13 protein-coding genes are annotated in these 25,737 nt (G+C 61.8%); 6 read left to right on the top strand and 7 right to left on the bottom strand.

The annotated features are described in order from the left end of the window. Nucleotides 1-7: 7 nt before the first annotated feature. Nucleotides 8-1,060, bottom strand: a complete 1,053-nt coding sequence (locus PSH73_RS06935; protein ID WP_169989944.1) for a DUF2066 domain-containing protein — start codon at nt 1,058-1,060, stop codon at nt 8-10. 355 nt (nt 1,061-1,415) lie between these two features. Here PSH73_RS06935 and purM point away from each other — a divergent pair, with 355 nt between their 5' ends. From purM to PSH73_RS06915, 4 genes are all read left to right on the top strand, one after another. After that, complete coding sequence (purM, locus tag PSH73_RS06930) at nt 1,416-2,474, top strand: phosphoribosylformylglycinamidine cyclo-ligase (RefSeq protein ID WP_032857036.1); 1,059 nt, start codon at nt 1,416-1,418, stop codon at nt 2,472-2,474. Continuing rightward, complete coding sequence (gene purN / locus PSH73_RS06925) at nt 2,474-3,124, top strand: phosphoribosylglycinamide formyltransferase (RefSeq protein ID WP_057438756.1); 651 nt, start codon at nt 2,474-2,476, stop codon at nt 3,122-3,124. The genes purM and purN overlap by 1 nt, the downstream gene beginning before the upstream one ends. Before the next feature lie 8 nt (nt 3,125-3,132). Then, nucleotides 3,133-3,846 carry a DUF3108 domain-containing protein gene (locus PSH73_RS06920; protein WP_057444555.1) on the top strand — a complete coding sequence of 238 codons (714 nt, stop codon included), beginning with the start codon at nt 3,133-3,135 and terminating at the stop codon, nt 3,844-3,846. Between the two features lie 369 nt (nt 3,847-4,215). Next, the gene (locus PSH73_RS06915) at nt 4,216-4,404 is read left to right on the top strand and encodes a hypothetical protein (protein WP_057438755.1); all 189 of its coding nucleotides are present in this window, start codon (nt 4,216-4,218) and stop codon (nt 4,402-4,404) included. 94 nt (nt 4,405-4,498) lie between these two features. Here the strand turns inward: PSH73_RS06915 and PSH73_RS06910 are convergent, their stop codons facing one another. The 6 genes from PSH73_RS06910 to PSH73_RS06885 form a co-directional block, all read right to left on the bottom strand. Next, entirely contained in the window at nt 4,499-5,044 is a 546-nt protein-coding gene (locus tag PSH73_RS06910; RefSeq protein ID WP_057958846.1) for a DUF2058 domain-containing protein, read from the bottom strand. A gap of 25 nt (nt 5,045-5,069) precedes the next feature. Next, nucleotides 5,070-5,903: a nucleoside triphosphate pyrophosphohydrolase gene (gene mazG, locus PSH73_RS06905; protein ID WP_169876605.1), complete on the bottom strand. Its 834-nt coding sequence runs from the start codon at nt 5,901-5,903 to the stop codon at nt 5,070-5,072. Nucleotides 5,904-6,069: 166 nt separating this feature from the next. Beyond that, the gene (gene relA / locus PSH73_RS06900) at nt 6,070-8,313 is read right to left on the bottom strand and encodes a GTP diphosphokinase (protein WP_099168065.1); all 2,244 of its coding nucleotides are present in this window, start codon (nt 8,311-8,313) and stop codon (nt 6,070-6,072) included. Between the two features lie 120 nt (nt 8,314-8,433). Continuing rightward, nucleotides 8,434-9,786: a 23S rRNA (uracil(1939)-C(5))-methyltransferase RlmD gene (gene rlmD / locus PSH73_RS06895; protein ID WP_057438753.1), complete on the bottom strand. Its 1,353-nt coding sequence runs from the start codon at nt 9,784-9,786 to the stop codon at nt 8,434-8,436. After that, nucleotides 9,786-10,688 carry a cysteine synthase CysM gene (cysM, locus tag PSH73_RS06890; protein WP_057438752.1) on the bottom strand — a complete coding sequence of 301 codons (903 nt, stop codon included), beginning with the start codon at nt 10,686-10,688 and terminating at the stop codon, nt 9,786-9,788. Before cysM ends, rlmD begins: the two co-directional genes overlap by 1 nt. A gap of 227 nt (nt 10,689-10,915) precedes the next feature. Then, nucleotides 10,916-21,724, bottom strand: coding sequence for a retention module-containing protein (locus tag PSH73_RS06885; protein ID WP_305462137.1), 10,809 nt, complete (start codon nt 21,722-21,724; stop codon nt 10,916-10,918). A gap of 468 nt (nt 21,725-22,192) precedes the next feature. Here PSH73_RS06885 and PSH73_RS06880 point away from each other — a divergent pair, with 468 nt between their 5' ends. Both PSH73_RS06880 and PSH73_RS06875 read left to right on the top strand, forming a co-directional pair. Then, a complete protein-coding gene (locus tag PSH73_RS06880) occupies nt 22,193-23,551 on the top strand; it encodes a TolC family outer membrane protein (RefSeq protein WP_057958844.1) in 1,359 nt (452 codons plus the stop codon). 23 nt (nt 23,552-23,574) lie between these two features. After that, entirely contained in the window at nt 23,575-25,734 is a 2,160-nt protein-coding gene (locus PSH73_RS06875) for a type I secretion system permease/ATPase (protein WP_169960383.1), read from the top strand. Nucleotides 25,735-25,737 lie beyond the last annotated feature (3 nt).

Genomic DNA, 25,737 nt, shown 5'->3' with positions numbered 1-25,737 from the left:
AGAACATTTACCAACGGAAACGCAGTTGCGGTTCAGGCTCGGCTTGCGGCACCGGCTGCGCGCCTTCGGCTACGGGCGACGGCACAGGTTGTGGCGCGAGCGCCTCACCGGCCGGCACTTCCTGCAACTTGGCCAGGCTCAATTGGCTGCGCAACTGCTCGCTGCTGCCGTTGACGCGATAGACGATCCGGTCACCCTCAACCCGCTGCAACTGAGCACCGAACGGCTCCAGCAGATGACCGAGGGCGGCGTAGCGCTCCAGGGTCATGCCCTGCACTTGCAGCAACTGCTCGCTGGACACCCCGGCTTTTACCGCAAAACGGGGCGCCAGGCGCTCGCTGACTGCCAGCAGCACGGCATCGGCCAACGCCGCGGGGTCGGCGCCCTGCACCGTGCCCTGCTCGGCTTTGTCACCCAGCCACAGGCGCCACTTGGCTTGCCATTGGCCCGCATCTTCACGGGCATGCACCGCCAGCAAGGCGTCGGCGCCATAACGCTCGGAGGCCGCACGCAGAGGGGCCGGATCGGCACTTTCAAGAGTGGGTGCGGTGGCGACGATCTGCTCATCGAGATCGCCCAGCGGCAGGCGCAAAGGCAGGCCGCGATGCTGGGCCGCACGGCGCAGCGGCTCGGCAGCCGACTGGCCATCACCGACCAGGCTGCTGCCTTCAGTGGAATCGCTCAGCCACCAGCCAAGGATCGACGGCCGATTGTTGCCCCACAACGCCAGACCGGCATCGCGCAGGGCGCGGTCGGTGCTGACCGGATCGAAATCCACTTGCAGGCTTTCCGGCGGGCCGGCGTCGTAACCGTACTGGCTGATGATCTGTTGCGGATCCTTGCGGATCGCCGCCAGGCCAGGGCCCTGGGCGGCCTTGGCGTCGCCGGTGAGGCGGACTACCAGGGTCTGCAGGGCGCGCTGGGTAGCTTGTTCGCGCTCCTCCGGCGCCTGGCTGCTGACCGGCTCCAGCACTTGATAAAGACCATTAACGGTTTCGGCATGACTGGCCAGGCTGACCAACGACAAACAGCCAACAAAAAAGTATCTACTCAGACCCATGAAAAAAGATTCCCGAACGACAAAAAAGCGGCTGGAACAGGCCGCGTGAAGAAGGTTAAGCAAGGCTGTGACCACAGCGACCGGCAAAACATTCACAAGGCCCCGGTAAGTTTTCGTACTGTCATAACGATAGCGGGTTAAAGGCTATACCTTAATACAGGCGATCGCGGCGCCTATTAAGGTTTTTTTAGCACCATATGCCCCTGCCCGTCGGCCCGAGGATGGCCGCTGCCCCTCAAGCCTGATAAAATCGCGCGCCTTCGCAGACCGTCAACGGCTGGGCGTCCTGAAGTGTTCAGCTTCTGTGCCCACCGCATCGGTCGTTACCCCTGAATCCCCCCTAAAGGCCTGGATCATGAGCAAGCAACCCTCCCTGAGCTACAAGGACGCCGGTGTAGACATCGACGCCGGTGAAGCATTGGTCGAACGCATCAAGAGCGTCGCCAAGCGCACTGCGCGCCCCGAAGTCATGGGCGGCCTGGGCGGTTTCGGCGCCCTCTGCGAGATCCCGGCCGGCTACAAGCAGCCAGTGCTGGTCTCCGGCACCGACGGCGTGGGCACCAAGCTGCGCCTGGCCCTGAACCTGAACAAGCACGACACCATCGGCATCGACCTGGTGGCCATGTGCGTCAACGACCTGGTGGTATGCGGCGCCGAGCCGTTGTTCTTCCTCGACTACTACGCCACCGGCAAGCTCAACGTGGAGACCGCTGCACAAGTGGTCACCGGTATCGGCGCTGGCTGCGAACTGTCGGGTTGCTCCCTGGTCGGCGGCGAAACCGCTGAAATGCCAGGCATGTACGAAGGCGAAGACTACGACCTGGCCGGCTTCTGCGTCGGCGTCGTGGAAAAAGCCGAGATCATCGACGGCTCCAAGGTGGCTGCCGGTGACGCCCTGCTGGCTCTGCCATCGTCCGGCCCGCACTCCAACGGCTACTCGCTGATCCGCAAGATCATCGAAGTGTCCGGCGCCGACATCGAGAACACCCAGCTCGACGGCAAGCCTTTGACCGACCTGCTGATGGCCCCGACCCGCATCTACGTCAAGCCATTGCTCAAGCTGATCAAGGACACCGGCGCGGTCAAGGCCATGGCCCACATCACCGGTGGCGGCCTGCTGGACAACATCCCGCGCGTACTGCCAAAAGGCGCCCAGGCCATCGTCGACGTGGCCAGCTGGCAGCGCCCGGCGGTCTTCGACTGGCTGCAAGAGAAAGGCAACGTCAACGAGACCGAAATGCACCGCGTGCTGAACTGCGGCGTGGGCATGGTCATCTGCGTGGCTCAAGAGCACGTGGAAACCGCGCTGAACGTTCTGCGTGAAGCCGGCGAGCAGCCATGGGTGATCGGTCAGATCGCCACGGCTGCCGAAGGTGCTGCCCAGGTTGAACTGAAGAACCTCAAGGCTCACTGATGCCAGCAACCTGTGATGTCGTGGTGCTGCTCTCCGGCACCGGCAGTAACTTGCAGGCCCTGATCGACAGCACGCGCGCCGGCGACAGCCCGGTGCGCATCGCTGCGGTGATTTCCAACCGCAGCGACGCCTACGGCCTGCAACGCGCCCAGGACGCGGGTATCGACACCCGCGCCCTGGATCACAAGGCGTTCGACGGTCGCGAGGCCTTCGATGCAGCCTTGATCGAATTGATCGACGCCTTCAACCCCAAGCTCGTGGTCCTCGCCGGTTTCATGCGCATTCTCAGCGCTGATTTCGTGCGCCATTACCAGGGGCGCCTGCTGAATATCCACCCTTCCCTGCTGCCTAAATACAAAGGGTTACACACTCACCAACGGGCCCTTGAGGCCGGCGATACGGAGCACGGCTGCAGCGTGCACTTTGTCACCGAGGAACTCGATGGCGGGCCTCTGGTCGTACAGGCAGTAGTTCCGGTAGAGTCTGCGGACTCAGCGCAGAGCCTTGCGCAACGGGTTCACACCCAGGAACACAGGATTTACCCGCTGGCGGTTCGCTGGTTTGCCGAAGGCCGCTTGGTTCTCGGTGAACAGGGTGCATTGTTGGATGGCCAGTTACTTGCGGCCAGCGGCCACTTGATTCGTACCTAGGAGATTTTATGCGTCGCGCCCTGCTCTTCGCTTTTGCTCTGTTTGCCCTGCCTGCCGTGCACGCGGCAGACCTTCAGCCTTTCTCCGCCAGCTATACCGCCGACTGGAAGCAGTTGCCCATGAGCGGCACTGCGGAACGCAGCCTGGAAAAAAACGCCGACGGTACCTGGAAGCTCAGCTTCAAGGCCTCGATGATGATCGCCAGCCTGACCGAAACCAGCACCTTGACCCTGGACAAGGATACTTTGCTGCCACAGTCCTACCACTTTGAACGGGGTGGGCTGGGTAAAGCCAAGAAAGCCGACCTGGACTTCGATTGGACCGCCAAGATGGTCACCGGCACCGATCGCGGTGATGCGGTGAAGATCCCGCTGAACCGTGGCATGGTCGACAAATCCACTTACCAGTTGGCCCTGCAGCATGACGTGGCCGCCGGCAAGAAAACCATGAGCTACCAGGTGGTGGATGACGGCGAGGTCGACACCTATGACTTCCGCGTGCTGGGTGCCGAGAAAGTCGAGACCAAGGCCGGCAAGATCGACGCCATCAAGGTTGAGCGCGTGCGCGACCCGACGCAAAGCAAGCGCATTACTGTGATGTGGTTTGCCAAGGATTGGGATTACCTGCTGGTTCGCCTGCAACAAGTCGAAACCGACGGCAAGGAATACAACATCATGCTGTTGGACGGCACGGTCAACGGCAAGGCTGTGAAAGGCAGCTGATCGTTGAGTGTTTAAAAGAGCCTCGCTAAATGCGGGGCTTTTTTTCGCCTGGCGTTTGGAGTGAGGCGACTGGCGTTATCGCAGGCAAGCCAGCTCCCACAGGTGGTGCATTCCAAGGTGGGAGCTGGCTCGCCTGGGATAGCGGTGGAAGGCCTGGCACCCGGACAAAGCCTGACTCGAACATGAAGCTTTTGTCATAAAACCCCAGGCCCTGCGACGCAATGTCGCGGTTTACGTGGCCTGGAGCATTGTTGCGTTTGCTGCAATGAATTGTTGCGTGCAAAGTCAGTTTACTTAGCAAGCTAACAAAATATATAACAAAGGCCTGCGACGCCTTGCCGCAGATCAACCAGAGACTGGAGCAAGCAGATGACAGTAAAAGTAACGGAACGCGACGATGCCCATATGTCCCACGAGGCCCTGGCCCACGGGATTCATATCTGGGATGTGCATCAACAAGACCTGCTGGTCGGTATGTTTCACAACGAGTGCGACGCCCATAATTATAAAAACGAGCTCGAAACCCTCGAAATGAGACGCCAGGCATCAAGCGCCTGAAGCGCTGAAATCCCCTAGCCACCCGGCCCACGCAGCCGCAGTGCCTATAAACACAAACCCCGCCTTTTGAGCGGGGTTTGTTGTTTTTAACGCCTTACCACATCAGGTCGTCAGGGATCTGATAGGCGGCGTACGGATCATCCTCATCCGGCACCTGGGTCTCGGTGAGGATGTTCATCTGGACGATACGCTCAGGTGCGCGCTCCTGGATTTTCAGCGCGGCCTCCCGTGGAATCACTTCGTAACCGCCACCGTGATGGACAATCGCCAACGAGCCATTGCTCAGCTTGTTGCGCATCAAGGTGTTGACCGACAGGCGCTTGACCTTCTTGTCGTCCACGAAGTTGTAGTAGTCCTCGGTGGTCAACTTGGGCAGGCGCGAGGTCTCGATCAATTGCTTGACCTGCGCGGCACGGGCCTTGGCCTCGACCTTTTCCTGCTGCTGGCGGTTGAGCTCCTGGTCGCGCTTGACCTTCTCGGCCTGCGCTTCCAGGGCCAGGCGCTGCTGGGTGTCATCGGCCTGGGCCTGGCCTTTGTGAACCAGGCGCTGCTGCTTCTGCTTGTCTTTGCCGACCTGCTTGGCCTGCTTCTGATTGACCAGGCCTGCTTTGAGCAACTGGTCGCGAAGGGAAATGCTCATGGTGCTTACTCACTTAGGCAACTGCTCAACCGCAGTTGGACACATTCTTTTCCTGGCGTTTGGCTTCGCCCCAGAGGGCGTCCAACTCTTCGAGGGTGCAATCTTCCATGGGACGGTGGGTGTCGCGCAATGCCTGTTCGATAAATCGGAATCGCCTTTCGAATTTGGCATTGGCACCGCGCAGGGCGGTTTCCGGGTCCACCTTGAGGTGCCGGGCCAGGTTGACCGCTGCAAACAGCAGGTCACCGACTTCATCGGCAATCGCTGCCGGGTCGTTGTCGGCCATGGCTTCGAGCACTTCATCGAGCTCTTCACGCACGTTATCCACCACCGGCAGCGCCGCTGGCCAGTCGAAGCCGACCTGGCTCGCGCGCTTTTGCAATTTGGCGGCGCGGGACAGGGACGGCAAGGCGTGGGGTACATCATCGAGCAGGGACAGTTGCTGTGGGGCAGCGGATTTTTCTGCGCGCTCCTCAGCCTTGATTTGCTCCCAGCGCGCCTTGACCTGCTCTTCGCTTAACTGAGGGATATCCAGCGGCGCATACAGGTCGCCGGTGGGGAACACATGGGGATGCCGGCGAATCAGCTTGCGGGTGATGCTGTCGACCACGCCGGTGAACTCGAAGCGCCCTTCTTCCCGGGCCAGTTGGCTGTAATAGACCACCTGGAACAACAGGTCGCCCAGCTCGCCTTGCAGATGATCAAAATCCCCACGCTCGATGGCGTCGGCGACTTCGTAGGCTTCTTCCAGGGTGTGAGGCACGATACTGGCGTAGGTTTGCCTGATGTCCCACGGGCAACCGTATTGCGGGTCGCGCAGACGGTTCATCAGGTGTAGCAGGTCTTCAAGTGAATACATCGTTCTCTATCCGATCAAGTGGGAAAACCACCGAGCAAATGTGGGCGTCGGGCTTGCCCGCGATGCAGGCACCTCGGTATCGGGTAGACCGAGGCGCGTGCATCGCAGGCAAGCCAGCTCCCACACAAGCCCGCTCCCACATTTCAGGCCGCACTCATCCAGTGGTTCATGGCGTGCGGTTACGCCGGGTCTCGATGATGTTCGGCAGTTGGGAGATACGCCCCAGCAGCCGCCCCAACGCGTCCAGACCCGGAATCTCGATGGTCAGGGACATCAACGCGGTGTTGTCCTCCTTGTTCGAGCGGGTGTTGACCGCCAGTACGTTGATCCGCTCGTTGAGCAGCACTTGCGAGACGTCACGCAGCAACCCCGAACGGTCGTAGGCGCGGATGATGATGTCCACCGGGTAGGTGAGCACCGGCACCGGGCCCCAGCTGACCTGGATGATCCGCTCCGGCTCGCGCCCGCCCAGTTGCAACACCGAGGCACAATCCTGGCGGTGAATGCTCACCCCACGGCCCTGGGTGATGTAGCCGACGATCGCGTCGCCCGGCAACGGCTGGCAGCAGCCGGCCATCTGGGTCATCAGGTTGCCCACGCCCTGGATCTGGATATCGCCGCGCTTGCCCGGCTTGTAGCCGGTGGCCTTGCGGGGAATCAGTTCCAGTTGTTCGCTGCCGCGCTCCGGCTCCACCAACTGCTGGGCCAGGTTGACCAGTTGCGCCAGGCGCAGGTCGCCGGCGCCGAGGGCGGCGAACATGTCTTCGGCAATCTTCATGTTGGCTTTTTCGGCCAACTTGTCGAAATCCACCTGGGGCAGGCCCAGGCGCCCCAGCTCGCGCTCGAGCAGAGTCTTGCCGGCGGCGACGTTCTGGTCCCGCGCCTGCAGCTTGAACCAGTGGACAATCTTCGCCCGCGCCCGCGACGTGGTGATGTAGCCCAGGTTCGGGTTCAGCCAGTCGCGGCTCGGGGTGCCGTGCTTGCTGGTGATGATCTCGACCTGTTCACCGGTCTGCAGGCTGTAGTTGAGCGGCACGATACGCCCGTTGATCTTGGCGCCACGGCAGTTGTGGCCGATCTCGGTGTGCACGCGGTAGGCGAAGTCCAGCGGTGTCGCGCCCTTGGGCAGGTCGATGGCGTGGCCGTCGGGGGTGAAGATATAGACCCGGTCTGGCTCGATATCCACCCGCAACTGTTCGGCCAGGCCGCCGATATCGCCGAGTTCTTCGTGCCACTCCAGCACTTGGCGTAGCCAGGAGATTTTCTCTTCGTACTGGTTGGAGCCCGCCTTGACGTCGGTACCCTTGTAGCGCCAGTGCGCGCAAACCCCCAGCTCGGCTTCTTCGTGCATGGCATGGGTACGGATCTGCACTTCCAGCACCTTGCCCTCGGGGCCGATCACCGCCGTGTGCAGCGAGCGGTAGCCGTTTTCCTTGGGGTTGGCGATGTAGTCGTCGAATTCCTTGGGAATATGCCGCCACAGGGTGTGGACGATGCCCAGCGCGGTGTAGCAATCGCGCATTTCCGGCACCAGCACGCGTACGGCGCGCACGTCGTAGATCTGGCTGAAGGCCAGGCCCTTGCGCTGCATTTTGCGCCAGATCGAATAGATGTGTTTGGCGCGCCCGCTGATATCGGCTTCGACGCCGGTCGCCTGCAACTCCGAGCGCAACTGGCCCATCACATCGCTGATAAAGCGCTCACGGTCCAGCCGCCGCTCATGCAGCAGGGTGGCGATCTGTTTGTATTGATCGGGTTCGAGGTAGCGGAAGGACAGGTCCTCCAGCTCCCACTTGATATGGCCGATCCCCAGGCGGTGGGCCAGGGGCGCGTAGATATCGAAGACCTCGCGGGCGACACGGTTGCGCTTTTCGTCATCGGCGGTTTTCACCGCACGGATCGCGCAGGTACGTTCGGCCAGCTTGATCAGCGCCACGCGTACGTCGTCGACCATCGCCACCAGCATCTTGCGCAGATTTTCCACCTGGCCCTGGGTGCCCAGCACCATCGACTGGCGCGGGCTGAGGCTGGCGCTGATCGCAGCCATGCGCAGCACGCCGTCGATCAGCTTGGCCACCACCGCGCCGAAACGCTGGCTGACCAAGGGCAACGCAATATGCCCCTCGCGTACGCCGCGATAGAGCACCGCAGCGATCAGCGAGTCCTGATCCAGCTTGAGGTCGGCGAGGATCTCGGCGATTTCAAGCCCGGTACGGAAACTGGAGGTTCCTTCGGCCCACAGATTCTTGGCCGCATTGTCTTGCTGTTCGGCCTCGCGAGCGAACTCGCAGGCGGTTTTCAAGGCTTCACGGTCCAGTGCCGGATCGACACTGACGGCATGATCCAGCCATGCCTCGAGATTGATACTGCCGTCGGTGTTGATCGGCTGGTGTGCTCTCACCTGTACCATCTTGCTTACCTTCCCTACGACGCGCCTGTAGCGCGTCAAAATCGCTGACCCTTGTAACGCGAACTCCCTGGCAGGTCACAGGCCCAGGAGAACGCAGGCCAGTCGGACTAAGCGAGCATCCTAGCTCGCTTCAAATAACGCCATCGCCTCGACATGCGCGGTTTGCGGAAACATATCGAGGATCCCGGCACGTTTTAGCCGGTAGCCTTGCTTGACCAACTCGACAGTGTCCCGCGCCAGCGTGGCTGGATTGCAGGACACATACACCAGGCGATCAGCCCCCAGAGTGGCGAGCTTGCGCACAACCTCCAGGGCACCATCGCGGGGTGGGTCCAAGAGTACCGCACAAAAGCCTGCTTTGGCCCATTGCGCGTCACTCAAAGGCTGGGACAAATCGGCCTGAAAAAACTGCACATTATGCAAATTATTGCTGCCTGCGTTGAGGGCCGCGCGGTCCACCATGGCCTGCACGCCCTCTACCGCCACCACTTCACGCACCTGGCGGGCCAGGGGCAAGGCAAAGTTGCCCAGGCCACAAAACAGGTCCAGTACCCGTTCGTCGGAGCGCGGTGCCAGCCAGTCCAGCGCCTGGGCCACCATCGCTTCATTGACCCCGGCGTTGACCTGGACAAAATCCCCCGGCCGGTACGCCAGCTCCAGGTCCCACTGCTCCAGACGATAGCCCAGGGCCTGCCCGGCCGCGAACGGCTGCGGCTCGCCCTCTCCATGCAGCCACAACTGGGCATCATGGAACGCGCAAAATTCCTGCAGCACCAGCAGGTCAGCGTCGGACAGCGGCGCCATATGCCGCAGCAACACGGCAATCGACGAGCCGCTGAACAACTCGACATGCCCCAGGGCCTGAGGTTTGCTCAGGCGCCGCAACATATTGGGCAGACGCTGCATGATCGGTTGCAAGGCCTGTACCAGCACCGGGCAATCGTCGATGGCCACGATGTCCTGGCTGGCCACGGCGCGAAAACCCACGTCCAGGCGCTTGGCCTTGGCGTCCCAGCGCACCGCGACACGGGCGCGGCGGCGATAGCCGAACTCGGGCCCGCTCAACGGCGCGGCCCACTCCTGGGGCTCGACCCCGGCGACACGGGACAATTGCTCGGCGAGCATGCGCTGTTTCAGGGCAAGCTGTTCGCCATGGGGCAAATGTTGCAGGCTGCAACCGCCGCAACGACCGGCATGGACGCACGGCGCCGGGCGCCGCAGTTCACTGGCCTTGAACACCCGCTCGGTGCGGGCCTCGACCACTTTGCCATGGGCGCCCAGCACCCGCGCCTCGACTTCCTCGCCGGCCAGGGCACCCACCACAAACCAGGTGCGGCCTTCGAAAAACACGATCCCCCGGCCATCATTGGCCAGGCGCTCAATGGTCAGGCGCTGCTTTTTGCCGACCGGTACTTGGGGCGCCCGGCTGCCACCCGTGGGCTGGAAGCGCAGGCCTCGCTCTTGCTTGGCCATCAGTTGGGCGCGTCGAAAATGCCGGTCGACAGGTAGCGGTCGCCTCGGTCACAGATGATCGCGACGATCACCGCGTTTTCCAGTTCTGCAGACAAACGCAACATCCCCGCCACCGCACCGCCGGAGGACACGCCGCAGAAGATGCCTTCTTCACGGGCCAGGCGACGGGTGGTGTCTTCGGCTTCACGCTGGGCCATGTCGATGATGCGATCGACGCGGGCAGCGTTGTAGATCTTGGGCAGGTACTCTTCGGGCCAACGGCGGATCCCCGGGATCGCCGCGCCTTCCATCGGTTGCAGGCCAACGATCTGGATCGCCGGGTTCTGCTCCTTGAGGTAGCGCGAGTTACCCATGATGGTGCCGGTGGTGCCCATGGAGCTGACGAAATGGGTGATGGTGCCCTGGGTCTGGCGCCAGATCTCCGGGCCGGTGCTGGTGTAGTGCGCCTCGGGGTTGTCACCGTTGGCGAACTGGTCCAACACCTGGCCACGGCCTTCGGCGGCCATGCGCTCGGCGAGATCACGCGCGCCTTCCATGCCCTCTTCCTGGGTCACCAGGACCAGCTCGGCGCCATAGGCGGTCATCGCGGCCTTGCGCTCGGCGCTGCCGTTGTCGGGCATGATCAGGATCATTTTGTAGCCCTTGATCGCTGCGGCCATGGCCAGGGCAATCCCGGTATTACCGGAGGTGGCTTCGATCAGGGTGTCGCCGGGCTTGATCTGCCCGCGCTGCTCGGCACGGGCGATCATCGACAGCGCCGGACGGTCCTTGACCGAGCCCGCCGGGTTATTCCCCTCGAGCTTGAGCAGCAAGGTATTGCTGGTGTTACCCGCCATGCGCTGCAAGCGGACCAAAGGTGTGTTGCCGACGCAATCGGCGATGGTTGGGTATTGCAGGGTCATGGCGTATTCGCAATCCAGACTGCGGGGGCGCCTATCATACCGGCAAACGCTGGCGGGCCATATCACGCAAAGTATGGTGCTTATAACTCAATGAGCTAAAGCCACAGGCCAGTACCTGTCTGTGGCGAGAGACGTGGCGAGGGAGCTTGCTCCCGTCGGGGCGCGAAGCGGCCCTGAATGGGACTGCTACGCAGTCCAACGGGAGCAAGCTCCCTCGCCACAGGGGATTACACGGTATCCACCTTCAACGAATGGTCATTCAACATCCCATTGATGATCGTCGCCGTATCCGCCCCGCCCGCAATCAACCCGCCCGCGCCCGGCGTGACGCCGTATTGGGTCGCCAGGTTGACCCCGGCCAGGTCGATGGTCTGGTTCGGCGTGGCACCTGCAACGGCGCTGATGTCGATGGTGGTCGTACCGCCCACCACCTTGAAGTGCAGGTAGTCATCCAGGGACGCCGTCGTCGCATTCTCGCCTTGCAGCAATTGCGACAGGTCGAGCTTGTCGGTGCCCACCGCAAAGTCGGTGATGACATCGTGCCCGCTACCGCCGGTCAGGTACTGGAAGGTATCGGCGCCAGGGCCACCGGTCAGGGTGTTGTTACCCAGGCCGCCGATCAGGATGTCATCGCCCCCCTCGCCCTTGAGGGTGTCATTGCCCAGCCCGCCGGAGATCAGGTTGTTGTTGCCGTTGCCCGTGAGGAAGTCATTGAAGTTGGAGCCCACCAGGTTCTCCAGGGCCATCAATGTATCGGTTCCGGCGCCGCCAGTGATTTGCCCCGTCGCCAGGCCAAGGTTGACGATCACGCCTGCCGTGGCATGGGCATAGCTGACGGTGTCGAGGCCCGCCCCGCCATCGAGCAGGTCATTGCCGATGCCGCTGAACAGCAGGTCATTGCCATTGCCGCCGTGCATCTGGTTGTTGCCGGTGCCGGCGGTGAGCACGTCGTTGCCATCGCCGCCATTGAGGATGTTGTTGCCGGGCCCGGCCATGATGATGTCATCACCGTTGGTACCGGTGAGGGTCGTACCGGCCTGGTAGCTGATGTCTACCGCGGCGCTGTCGCTGCCGCCGTGGTTATCGCTGACCGAGTAGTTGCCGTGGTACTGCGGTGTGTAGTCCTGGGCGCCGGCGTAGTTGATCTTCATGTCCAACTGGTAGCTTTCTGTGCCATTGGGGTTGCCGCCTGTTGGATTGGAGGTGTTGGTAATGTGAATCTGATAGCTACCGTCCGCTAACGCAGTCAGCGTCGTGCCATCCGCAAGAGGGAGCTCGCTGCCACCGTTGATCGAATAGGCCATGATGATGTTACCGACCGGCCGGTTGTGATCCAGGCTGAGGGTCTCACCCGCCTTGAGCGTGACCGTTAAGCGATCGTCGGCCGTAGCGCCACCGACATTGCCGAGACTGCCAGTGATCAAAAGTGCTGCAGTGAGGTTCGCCGCATCACCGGCAAACGAGGTACGTACATCCCCCACAGTTGTACCGGTGAGCGTTCTGGTCCCCGTCCCGGTAAAGGCCGCGCCTTTGGCCACCCAGCCGGTTGGAAAACTGGTGGGGATAGCCGTCAGGTTGTCATGGTTGGCATCGCTGTCATTGGCCAGCAGCAACTCGGCAGGCACCACAATATTGCTCGACAGGATATTGGTGATCACATGGTCATCACCCGCCACCGGCGCCACGTTCGGGTTGACCTTGACTACCAGGCTGGACGTCGCGAGATCGCCGTCGTTGTCGCTGACGGTCACGCCAAAGGTTTCGGTGACCAGCGAGTCGGTCAGCTTCGGCGGCGTGTAGCGGAACTCGCCGTTGTCCATGTCCACCACCAGCGTGCCGCCCTGGTTGGTGGTGATGGTGACACTGTTGCTGACGGTGTCGAACGTACCTTGGCCGCCTGGCAGGTTGGCACTCATCGAGCCCCCCGCCGCCGGGTTGTAGGTGTAGGTGATGCCATCCACCGTGAGGGCTTTGACGAAGCCACCGTCAGCGCCGAACGAGCCGTCCGTCAGCAGGCTGCCGGTGACCGGCGCGCCCTGTACCGTGCCGGCCAGCACCGCATCCAGGCCCGCCAGGTTGGCCACCACCACCGCGTTGTTGTTGGTGTGGGTGCTGCCGTCGTAGGCCACCGGGTCCAGGTAAATACTGTTGACCCCCGCCCCCAGGCCTATGGCATAGGCCTTGATGCCGTTGGCGTCGAGGAAGGCTCGCCATACGCCCTCTTCAGTAGCGTCGATCCCGTCGCCGTATTCCGGGTTGACCACGTTGCCGGGGTTGTTCGGATTATTGGTGTTGGACGTGGTGGGGTTACCGTCCGAAAAGAAATACGCCACGTTCTGCGCACCTTCCAGCTTGCCGGCAGTGCCATAGGCGGTCTGCGCGGTGCCGAGTGCCGAGTCGTAGTTGGTGCCGTTGAACGCCGTAAGGTTGTTGACCAGGGTCTTGGCCGTGGCGACGCTGACCCATTGGCTGCTCAATTGCTGGGAGCTGTCGTTGAAGGTCACGATCTGCACCTTCACATCGCCCATCTCATCGTAGCGGTTAAGCAACTCGGTGATGGACGCCTTGGCCAGGTCAAGCCGCGTGCCGCCGGCCCCCGAGGCGTCGTTCATGCTGCCGGAAATATCAATGATCAGCAGCAGGTTGGAGTCCACCTCCGTCGCCGTGACTTCACGCGCGCTGGACACCACTTTGGGCACATCATCGACAATGCTCACCACAATGCTGCTGGTGGTGGTGTTGCCCAATTGGTCGGTGGCCTTATAAGTGAAAGTCTCGGTCAATACATTCGGCCCGTCGTTGCTGTTGGGCAAGGTCTTGGGTGCCGAGGTCAGGGTGTAGGTGTAGGTGCCGTTGGGGTTGAGCAGGATCTGCCCATAAGTGCCGGTAGCGCTGCCGACCAGGCTGAAACTCAGCGGACCACTGCCGCCGGTTACCGAATCTGCGAGGTTGCCGCTGGCGGTTTCCGTGGTGGCCGTCGGGTCGCTGCCGACCACGGTGCCAGGCGCCAGGTCCTGGCCGTCGAGGTTCAGGTCCAGGGCTTTCTCGTAGACCGTGACGTCGCCGTCAACCACCGCCTTGAGGCCGCTGTCGGTCACTGTAATCGTCAGGGTGGTGGTGCTTAGGTCACCGTCGGCATCCCGCACGGTATAGACGAAGGTGTCCACCGCCCCCGGAGGGCTCACCGCGTTGGGGTTGCTGTGGTACACGGCGTTGCCGTTGGCATCCAGAGTCAGGTAACCATAGGTGCCGTTGATGTTAGCGCCCAGGCCGCCAGAGGCCGGGGTGCCGATGTTGCTGCCCGCCCGCACCCCGACTACCGCGCCAGCCAATGTGGGGCTATCGGCGCCGCCGACATCATTGCCCAACACATTGGCGCTGACCACACCGCCTTCTATCACCGAACGCACGTCGGGGTTGGCAGTGGGCAGGTCATCAATGATGTTGATGTCGATCGTACCCGTCGCAGTATTGGTGTCGTTATCGCTGGCCGTGACCGTGATCTGCTCCGACAGACTGTTGTCACCGCTGGCATTGGGTTGCGCTTCATTGTCGAGCAAGGTGTAGCGGTAGCTGACCACCCCGGTGCTGGCGTTGTAGCCAGTGATGGTCAGGGTGTTGCCGAAGCCGGTAGGTTCCGATTGTGGGAAGGTCGCGGCTACGCCGTTGGTGACGACGCTGATGCCGCCCACAGTCAGGTTTTTCAGGCCGTCCAAGGCGGTCACCGTGAAGGTACCGGTCTGGGTCAACAACGGGATGTTCGGGCTGGAACCATCAACCAGGTTTTTCTCATAGACGGTCAACTCGCCGCCAGTGACGTCCAGGCCGGTGAGCACGACCGGGTCGTTGTTGTTATGCACCTGTAGCACCAGGTTGGCGGTGCTGGTGTCGCCGTCGAGATCATTAAGCTGATAGGTGAAGGTTTCGGTGCCGTTGCCGCCGCCATTCAGGGCGATAAATTGCGGGTCAGTTTTGTCCAGGGTGTAGGTGTAGCTGCCATCCGCGAACAGCTGCAGAGTGCCGTAGGTGCCGACGATGGTGTTGGGCGTAACCGGGCCGGTGGCGATGCGGTCGGCGCCTTGTACGTCGTTGCCCAGCACGCTACCGCTCAGGGTCAGCAGGCTCTCGGAGGCGATACCTGCGGGATTGTCGTCGACGGCTTTTGGCACATCGTCGACCACATTGACGTCCAGTAAACCATTGTCGCTACTGTTGTTGGTGTCAGTGGCAACCACCGCGAACGACTCACTGATGCTATTGGTACCCGCGCCGGTTGGGTGGCTATCGGTGCCGTTGAGGGTGTAGCTGTAGCTGATCACCCCGGTGCTAGCGTTGTAGCCGGTGATGGTCAGGGTGTTGCCGAAGCTGGTGGGTTCTGATTGTGGGAAGGTCGCGGCGACGCCGTTAGTGACGACGCTAATCCCCCCTACTGTCAGGTTTTTCAGGCCGTCCAAGGCCGTCACCGTGAAGGTGCCGGATTGAGTCAGCGCAGGCCCATCGTTAGCGCTACCCAACGGCAGGTTTTTCTCGTAGACGGTGACTTCGCCACCATTGACGTTCAGGCCGGTCAACACCACTGGGTCGTCGTTGTTATGCACCTGCAACACCAGGTTGGCGGTGCTGGTGTCGCCGTCGAGATCGTTAAGCTGATAGGTGAAGGTTTCGGTGCCGTTGCCGCCGCCATTCAGGGCGATAAATTGTGGGTCAGTTTTGTCCAGGGTGTAGACATAGCTGCCATCGGCGAACAACTGCAATGTGCCGTAGGTACCCACGATGGTAGTTGGCGTAACCGGGCCGGTGGCGATGCGGTCGGCGCCTTGTACGTCGTTGCCCAGCACGCTACCGCTCAGGGTCAGCAGGCTCTCGGAGGCGATGCCTGCGGGGTTGTCGTCGACGGCTTTTGGCACATCGTCGACCACATTGACGTCCAGTAAACCATTGTCGCTGCTGTTGTTGGTGTCAGTGGCAACCACCGTGAACGACTCGCTAATGCTATTGGCACCCGCGCCGGTTGGGTGGCTATCGGTGCCGTTGAGGGTGTAGCGGTAGCTGACCACCCCGGTGCTGGCGTTGTAGCCAGTGATGGTCAGGGTGTTACCGAAGCCGGTGGGTTCCGATTGTGGGAAGGTCGCGGCGACGCCGTTGGTGACGACGCTGATGCCGCCCACAGTCAAGTTTTTCAGGCCATCCAATGCCGTCACCGTGAAGGTGCCGGATTGGGTCAGAGCAGACCCATCGTTAGCGCTACCCAACGGCAGGTTTTTCTCGTAGACCGTAACTTCCCCGCCATTCACCTCAAGCCCCGTCAACACCACAGGGTCATCGTTGTTATGCACCTGCAACACTAGGTTAGCGGTGCTGGTATCGCCGTCGAGATCATTAAGCTGATAGGTGAAGGTTTCAGTACCGCTGCCACCGCCATTCAGGGCGACAAATTGCGGGTCGGTCTTGTCCAGGGTGTAGGTGTAGCTGCCATCCGCGAACAGCTGCAGAGTGCCGTAGGTGCCGACGATGGTGTTGGGCGTAACCGGGCCGGTGGCAATGCGGTCAGCACCTTGTACGTCATTACCCAAAACACTGCCGCTCAAGGTCAGCAGACTTTCCGAGGCCACTTGTGCATTGGCGTCATCAACTGCAGTAGGCACATCGTCGACCACATTAACGTCCAGCGAACCATTGTCGCTGCTGTTGTTGGTGTCAGTGGCGACCACCGCGAACGACTCACTGATGCTGTTAGTACCAGCGCCGGCTGGGTGGCTATCGGTGCCGTTGAGGGTGTAGCTGTAACTGATCACGCCGGTGCTGGCGTTGTAACCGGTGATGGTCAGGGTGTTTCCGAAGCCAGTGGGTTCCGATTGTGGGAAGGTCGCGGCGACGCCGTTGGTGACGACGCTGATACCGCCCACAGTCAGGTCTTTCAGGCCGTCCAAGGCGGTCACCGTGAAGGTGCCGGATTGGGTCAGCGCAGGCCCATCGTTAGCGCTACCCAACGGCAGGTTTTTCTCGTAGACGGTGACTTCGCCACCATTGACGTTCAGGCCAGTCAGCACCACTGGGTCGTCGTTGTTATGCACCTGTAAGACCAGATTGGCGGTGCTGGTATCACCGTCGAGATCGTTAAGCTGATAGGTGAAGGTTTCAGTGCCGTTGCCGCCGCCATTCAGGGCCATGAACTGCGGGTCAGTCTTGTCGAGGGTGTAGGTGTAGCTGCCATCCGCGAACAGCTGCAGAGTGCCGTAGGTACCCACGATGGTAGTTGGCGTAACCGGCCCGGTCGCTATGCGGTCAGCACCTTGTACGTCATTACCCAAAACACTGCCGCTCAAAGTCAGCAGACTTTCCGAGGCCACTTGTACATTGGCGTCATCAACTGCAGTAGGCACATCGTCGACCACATTGACGTCCAGCGAACCATTGGCACTGCTGTTGTCGCTGTCGGTGGCGACCACCGTGAACGACTCACTGATGCTATTGGCGTCCGCGCCGGTTGGGTGGCTGTCAGTGCCGTTGAGGGTGTAGCTATAGCTGATCACCCCGGTGCTAGCGTTGTAGCCAGTGATGGTCAGGGTGTTGCCGAAGCCGGTGGGTTCCGATTGCGGAAAAGTAGCGGCAACGCCGTTGGTGACGACGCTGATGCCGCCCACAGTCAGGTTTTTTAAGCCGTCTAAGGCGGTCACCGTGAAGGTGCCGGATTGAGTCAGCGCAGGCCCATCGTTAGCGCTGCCCAACGGCAGGTTTTTCTCGTAGACGGTGACTTCGCCACCATTGACGTTCAGGCCGGTCAACACCACTGGGTCGTCGTTGTTATGCACCTGCAACACCAGGTTGGCGGTGCTGGTGTCGCCGTCGAGATCGTTAAGCTGATAGGTGAAGGTTTCGGTGCCGTTGCCGCCGCCATTCAGGGCGATAAATTGTGGGTCAGTTTTGTCCAGGGTGTAGACATAGCTGCCATCGGCGAACAACTGCAATGTGCCGTAGGTACCCACGATGGTAGTTGGCGTAACCGGGCCGGTGGCGATGCGGTCGGCGCCTTGTACGTCGTTGCCCAGCACGCTACCGCTCAGGGTCAGCAGGCTCTCGGAGGCGATGCCTGCGGGGTTGTCGTCGACGGCTTTTGGCACATCGTCGACCACATTGACGTCCAGTAAACCATTGTCGCTGCTGTTGTTGGTGTCAGTGGCAACCACCGTGAACGACTCGCTAATGCTATTGGCACCCGCGCCGGTTGGGTGGCTATCGGTGCCGTTGAGGGTGTAGCTGTAACTGATCACGCCGGTGCTGGCGTTGTAACCGGTGATGGTCAGGGTGTTGCCGAAGCCGGTGGGTTCCGATTGTGGGAAGGTCGCAGCGACGCCGTTGGTGACGACGCTGATGCCGCCCACAGTCAGGTTTTTCAGGCCGTCCAAGGCCGTCACCGTGAAAGTGCCGGATTGGGTCAGCGCAGGCCCATCGTTAGCGCTGCCCAACGGCAGGTTTTTCTCGTAGACGGTGACTTCGCCACCATTGACGTTCAGGCCAGTCAGCACCACTGGGTCGTCGTTGTTATGCACCTGCAAGACCAGGTTGGCGGTGCTGGTGTCGCCGTCGAGATCGTTAAGCTGATAGGTGAAGGTTTCAGTGCCACTGCCGCCGCCATTCAGGGCCATGAACTGCGGGTCAGTCTTGTCGAGGGTGTAGGTGTAGCTGCCATCCGCGAACAGCTGCAATGTGCCGTAGGTACCGACGATAGTGTTGGGCGTAACCGGGCCGGTGGCAATGCGGTCAGCACCTTGTACGTCATTACCCAAAACACTGCCGCTCAAGGTCAGCAGACTTTCCGAGGCCACTTGTGCATTGGCGTCATCAACTGCAGTAGGCACATCGTCGACCACATTAACGTCCAGCGAACCATTGTCGCTGCTGTTGTTGGTGTCAGTGGCGACCACCGCGAACGACTCACTGATGCTGTTAGTACCAGCGCCGGCTGGGTGGCTATCGGTGCCGTTGAGGGTGTAGCTGTAACTGATCACGCCGGTGCTGGCGTTGTAACCGGTGATGGTCAGGGTGTTTCCGAAGCCAGTGGGTTCCGATTGTGGGAAGGTCGCGGCGACGCCGTTGGTGACGACGCTGATACCGCCCACAGTCAGGTCTTTCAGGCCGTCCAAGGCGGTCACCGTGAAGGTGCCGGATTGAGTCAAGGCCGGCCCATCGTCAGCGCTGCCCAACGGCAGGTTTTTCTCGTAGACGGTGACTTCGCCACCATTGACGTTCAGGCCGGTCAACACCACCGGATCGTCGTTGTTATGCACCTGCAACACCAGGTTTGCGGTGCTGGTGTCGCCGTCGAGATCGTTAAGCTGATAGGTGAAGGTTTCGGTGCCGCTGCCGCCGCCATTCAGGGCCACGAACTGCGGGTCAGTCTTGTCGAGGGTGTAGACATAACTGCCATCGGCAAACAGTTGCAGGGTGCCGTAGGTACCCACGATGGTAGTTGGCGTAACAGGCCCGGTCGCTATGCGGTCAGCACCTTGTACGTCATTACCCAAAACACTGCCGCTCAAGGTCAGCAGACTTTCCGAGGCCACTTGTACATTGGCGTCATCAACTGCAGTAGGCACATCGTCGACCACATTGACGTCCAGCGAACCATTGGCACTGCTGTTGTTACTGTCGGTGGCAACCACCGCGAACGACTCACTGATGCTGTTAGTACCAGCGCCGGTTGGGTGGCTATCGGTGCCGTTGAGGGTGTAGCTGTAACTGATCACACCCGTGCTGGCGTTGTAGCCAGTGATGGTCAGGGTGTTGCCGAAGCCGGTAGGTTCCGATTGTGGAAAAGTAGCGGCAACGCCGTTGGTGACGACGCTAATCCCGCCCACAGTCAGGTTTTTCAGGCCGTCCAAGGCGGTCACCGTGAAGGTGCCGGATTGAGTCAGCGCAGGCCCATCGTTAGCGCTACCCAACGGCAGGTTCTTCTCATAGACCGTAACCTCCCCGCCATTCACCTCAAGCCCCGTCAACACCACCGGGTCGTCATTGTTATGCACCTGCAACACAAGGTTGGCGGTGCTGGTGTCGCCATCGGCATCCGTCAGGGTATAGGTAAAGGTTTCAGTCCCATTACCGCCGCCATTCAATGCCAGAAAATCGCTATCGGCGGTATTCAGCGTGTACACATACGTGCCATTCGCCGCCAACTCCAACGTGCCGTAAAGCCCCGTGAAGGAGCCCGGCGTAATCGGCCCGGACACGACCCGATCGGCGCCTTGCGCGTCATTGGTCAACACCGTGCCGCTCAGGGTCAGCAGGCTTTCGGAGGCCACTTGCGCATTGCCGTCATCGGCAGCGGTCGGTACATCGTCCACCACACTCACGTGCAGAGTGCCGGTGGCGGTGCTGTTGTTGGTGTCGTTGGCGATAACGCTGAAGCTCTCGGTCAGGTCATTCAACCCGCCCGCCGACGGATGCGCCTCGGTGCCCGTCAGGGTATAGCTGTAGCTGATCACCCCGGTGGCCGGGTCAAACCCGGTGATGGTCAGGGTATTGCCCAGGCCGGTGGCGATGGATTGCGGGAAGCCGGCGGCGACACCGCCGGACACCACGCTGATACCGCCCACCGACAGGTTCTGCAAGCCGTCCACGGCCGATACGGTCAGGCTGCCGGCGCGGGTCAGCGCGCCAGCGTCGGGGCTGCTGCCGTCCACCAGGTTTTTTTCATAGAGGGTCAGGTCGGCGCCATTTACGCTGATGCCGCCAATCACCACCGGGTCATCATTGTTGTGCACTTGCAGCACCAGGTTGGCGGTGCTGCTGTCGCCGTCGGCGTCGGTCAGGGTGTAGGTGAAGGTTTCGCTGCCATTGCCGCCGCCCTGCAGCGCGACAAAATCAGGGTCGGCAGTGTTCAGCGTGTAGGTGTAGCTGCCGTCAGCCGCCAGCACCAGGGTGCCGTATTGACCGCTGAACGTGCCGCCGGTGATCGGGCCGCTGGCGACGCGGTCGGCACCTTGGGTGTCGTTATCCAGGACGTTGCCGCTGAGGGTCAGCAGGCTTTCCGAAGCGCGACCCTCATGGCTGTCATCCAGCGCCTTGGGCACGTCGTCGATGAGGGTGATATCCAGCGAGCCGGTGGCGCTGTCGTTATCGCTATCGGTGGCGACCACCGCGAATTGCTCACCCAGGCTGTTGCTGCCGTTGCCCGACGGATGGGCCTCATTGCCGGTCAAGGTGTAGCTGTAGCTGATCACCCCGGTGGCTGCGTTGTAGCCGGTGATGCTCAGGGTGTTGCCCAGCCCGGTGGTGATAGTTTGCGGGAAGCTGCTGGCCACCCCGCCGCTGACCACGCTGATGCCGCCCACGGTCAGGCTTTGCAGGCCATCGGGCGCCGAGACGTTGAAGGTACCGGTCTGCACCAGCGCCGCCGGATTGCTGGCCGAGCCTTGTGCAAGATTGGCCTCGTTGAGCGTCAACTCGCCGCCCTCGACCTCCAGCCCACCCAGGCTCACTGGGTTGTCGGGAGGCACCACCACGGGCTGGTCGTTGCCGGTATCGGGCTGGCCGGCGACCTGGAACAACGGAAACTCAGGAATCCCGCCAAACCCTGCCGTGGGAAAGCCGATGACCGGCTCCACCCGCCCGGCGACTTCGGTCAACAACACAAAGGAGTGCCCACCGCCCAGCTCACCTGCCGCCGTGCTGCCGGTTTGGCCGGCGGCCGTGGCTTCAGCGGTCTGGGTCGGGTCGTCACCGGCGGCGATGGCTTTTTGCAGTTGCTGCACATCGGTCAACTGTGCCTGGCTCGGTGCAAGGTCTTCCGAGGCGTGAATCCGCGGCGCCTGGCCAGCCAGCAATTGCGGGGAAAGGCCCAGGCTGCTGTCGCGCCCCAGGGTCAGCTCCTGGCCGTTGGTCAGTTGCACCGCGACTGCACCGGCCGCACCGGTCTGCAGTTGCTCGCCGGCAAACAGTCGGTCGCCTTCGATCAGGCTTCGGCGACTGCCATCTCCTGCCACGGCAAAGACTTCCCCAACCACCTTGCTGACAACACCGATTAACTTGGCCATGCGCTTATCTCCCTGTCCGACCCCAGTAGTCGGCACCTCGGTTACGTGCACAAGTGCAGTGGATCGGGGGGGGGCGGAAGTGGCACAAAACTGATTCAAATCAGCCGCCAACCCGCGCTTCAACCCCGTTACAGAGAGCCTTTCAAAAAGAGAGAGAGTGACAAAAAACCGTCACCAAAAAACGCCCTTTTTTTCGCTACCCCATCACCTGCTCGCACTTGCGATTGAACTTTCCCCGAGCCGAAAAACACGCCACAGCGCACATAACTCAAGGCTTGTGCTTTGAACAATGTCTTGCTTCGCGCAGAACGCATAAGTTTTTTTGGACATAAACATTATGAGAAATCCTTCTTAGCTCCCCCCGCAAATGTTCTTAGCTGTGTTGTTACAAGCCTGAGACGGTTTGCCCCCTAAATTCGTCAAATAAATGGCGACAGACCAGTAACACTGACACCGGGAGATGTACCCATGCGCGCCTTTACCCCCCTCTGCAGCGCGATTCTGATCGCCATGGCCTGCACCAACACCCAAGCAATGTCGCTGACCCAAGCGATCCAAAGCACGCTGGACACTCACCCGGAACTGAATGCCAGCCGTAACAGCCGGCTTTCGGCCGATGAAGATGTGAAAGTCGCCAGAGGCGGCTTCTACCCCAGTCTCGACCTCAATGCCGCCTACGGCCGTGACTACAGCGACAACAGCACCACCCGCGCCCGTGGTGGCAATCACCACACCGAGACCGACAACTACACCCAGTCGGAACTGCGCCTGCGCCAGATGCTGTTCGACGGTTTCAACACCTCCAACGAAGTGCAGCGCACCGGGGCGGTGGTCAACTCCCGCGCCTATTACACCCGTGGCACCGCCGAGAGCCTGGCCCTGCGCACCGTCGAGGTGTACCTGGAAGTACTCAAGCGCCGCGACCTGCTGACATTGGCCAAGAACAACCTGCAGGCGCACCTGCGCGTCACCGACCAGATCGGCCTGCGCACCGAGCGCGGCATCGGCAGCACCGCCGACCGCGACCAGTCCACCGCCCGCCGGGCCCTGGCAGACAACAACTACCAGACCGCACTGGTCGACCTGCAAGACGCCGAATCGAACTTCTATAGCGTGGTCGGGCGCATGCCGGATGAATTGGAAAGCCCGGCGTCGATCAAGGGCGAGCTGCCCAGCGACCAACTCGGCGCCCGGCGCAGCATGCTGGAGAACAACCCCTATCTGAAGTCGGCCCAGTCCGATGTGATGGCCGCCGAGAGCCAGTACGAGGTGGCCAAGTCGCCGTTCTATCCACGCTTCGATGCCGAGGCGGCGGTGGGCGCCAATAACAATGTGCGCGGCGACCTGGGTCACGATAACCAATGGCGGGTGGGCGTGGTGATGAACTACAACCTGTTCCGTGGCGGCAGCGACAAGGCCCGCCTGGCGTCGGACTCGCACAAGATCAACCAGGCCATGGACATCCGCAACAACGCCCTGCGCATGCTCAACGAGAACCTCAACCTGGCCTGGCATGCCATGGACAACGCCCGCATCCAGACCCCCACCGCCCGCGAATATGCCGAAACCACCCAGCGCGTACGCGCGGCCTATCAGGACCAGTTCGGCCTGGGCCAGCGCACCCTGCTGGACCTGCTGGACAGTGAAAACGAGCTGTACAACGCCAACCGGCGCTACACCGAAGTGCGCTACACCGAAGAGTTCTCCATGTACCGCGTGCTGGCCAATATGGGCGAGTTGCTGAACAAGGAGCGCGTGGTGGTGCCGGCCGAAGCCATTGCCCAGTCGGAAGTCAGAAGCGAAGCCCACCTGCCCGACCTGAAGTAGCCAAAGACGTGGAGCAGATCGCCGTGAGCCAGATGGAACCGCTGAACCCGGGTGTCGACCCGCGCCAGAGCTTTGATGACCCGTTGCTCGACGGCCTGCTGATCCTCTGCAAGCTGCACGGCTGCAGCGTCAGCCGTAGCAGCCTGAGCGCCGGCCTGCCCTTGGCGCAACAACGCCTGAGCCTGGACTTGCTGCCACGGGCCGCGGCCCGGGCCAGCTTGCAGGCGCGGGTATTGCGCCGGGACTTGAAGGCCATCTCGGCGCTGAACCTGCCAGTGCTGTTGCTGCTCAACGAAGGCCGCTGCGCGGTGTTGCGGCGCTGGGGCGAGGATGGCCAGGCGCTGATCCTGCCCAGCGAAGCCGAAGGCGGCGAACAGTGGGTCAGCCGCGAAGAGCTCGACGCGGCCTACAGCGGCCAGGCCCTGTTTGCCCGGCCACGGCACGAAATCGAAGACCTGCGCGCGCCGCTGGTGCCAAGAGTCGAGGCGTGGTTTCGCGACACCTTGAAGCTGTCGCGCTGGCTGTACAGCGATGCAATTCTCGCCAGTTTGCTGATCAACCTGCTGGGCCTGATGGTGCCGCTGTTCGTGATGCAGACCTACGACCGCGTGGTGCCGAACCAGGCCACCTCGACCTTGTGGGTACTGGTGATCGGCCTGCTGATCGGCACGGCGTTCGAGCTGGTACTGCGGGTGGTGCGCGCCCATCTGCTGGACACCGCCGGCAAGAAGACCGATGTGATTTTGTCAGCGACCCTGTTCGAGCGCATCACCGGCATGTCGATGAAGGCGCGCCCCGCCACCATCGGCGGTTTTGCCCAAAGCATCCATGACTTTCAGGGCCTGCGCGAATTCCTCACCGCGGTGACCCTTACCAGCCTGATCGACCTGCCTTTCGCCGTGCTGATGCTGGTGGTGATCGGCCTGCTCGGCGGCTGGCTGGTGATCATCCCTTTGTGTGCGTTCCCGCTGACCATCGGCTTTGCAATGCTGATCCAGGTACGCCTGCGCGACACCGTGCAAAAAAGCCTGAGCCTGGGCGCCGAACGCCAGGCGCTGTTGATCGAAACCCTCAGCGGCCTGGAAACCCTCAAGGCCTGCAGCGCCGAAAGCGAGCGCCAGCACCAGTGGGAAAGCACCCACGGCGCCCTCACCCGCCTCGACAGCCATGCGCGCAACCTCTCGGCGCTGGCCACCAATGGCACGCTGTTCATCCAGCAGTTTTCCGGGATGGCGACCATTGTCGCCGGGGTCTACAGCATCATCGCCGGCAGCCTCAGTGTCGGCGCGCTGGTGGCCACCTACATGCTCGGCAGCCGGGTATTGGCGCCGCTGGGGCAGATCGCCGGGTTGATCACCCGCTACCAGCAGGCGCAATTGACCATGCGCAGCACCGACGCGCTGATGGCCCTGCCCCAGGAGCGCGACCCGCAGCAGCGCCCACTGGAGCGCACGCAACTGAGTGGCGCCCTGGAAGTCAGCCAGGTCACCTTCCGCTATGCCGGGCAGAACACCCCGGCCCTGAGCCAGGTCAGTTTCCAGCTCAAGGCCGGCGAGCGCGTAGGCATTATCGGCCGCAGCGGCTCGGGCAAAAGCACCCTGGGCCGCCTGGTGATGGGCTTCTACGCGCCAGAAGAAGGCCAGTTACTGCTCGATGGCCTCGACCTGCGCCAGCTGGATGTGGCCGACCTGCGCCAACAAGTGGGCTATGTGGCCCATGACCTGCCGCTGTTGGCCGGTAGCCTGCGCGATAACCTGACCCTGGGCGCGCGCTATATCAGCGATGCGCGGATGCTCGAAGTGGCCGAACTGACCGGCGTCAGCGAACTGGCCCGCCAGCACCCACAAGGCTTCGACCGGCCAGTGGGCGAGCGCGGGCAACTGCTGTCCGGCGGCCAGCGCCAGGCGGTGTTGCTGGCCCGCGCGTTGCTGCTCGACCCGCCGATCCTGCTGCTGGACGAACCCACCAGCGCCATGGACAACAGCAGCGAAGAAACCCTGCGCCAGCGCCTGGAGCTGTGGGTCAAGGGCAAGACACTGCTGTTGGTCACGCACCGTACCTCGATGCTCAGCCTGGTCGACCGCTTGATCGTGCTGGACAACGGCCGCATCGTTGCCGACGGCCCCAAAGAAAGTGTGATTGATGCACTGCGCAAGGGCCGTGTCGGCTCGGCCGCCGTCTAGGAG

Source organism: Pseudomonas sp. FP2294 (genome assembly GCF_030687625.1).
Taxonomy (GTDB): Bacteria; Pseudomonadota; Gammaproteobacteria; order Pseudomonadales; family Pseudomonadaceae; genus Aquipseudomonas; species Aquipseudomonas shahriarae.
This window is presented reverse-complemented; position numbering and strand designations above follow the sequence as displayed.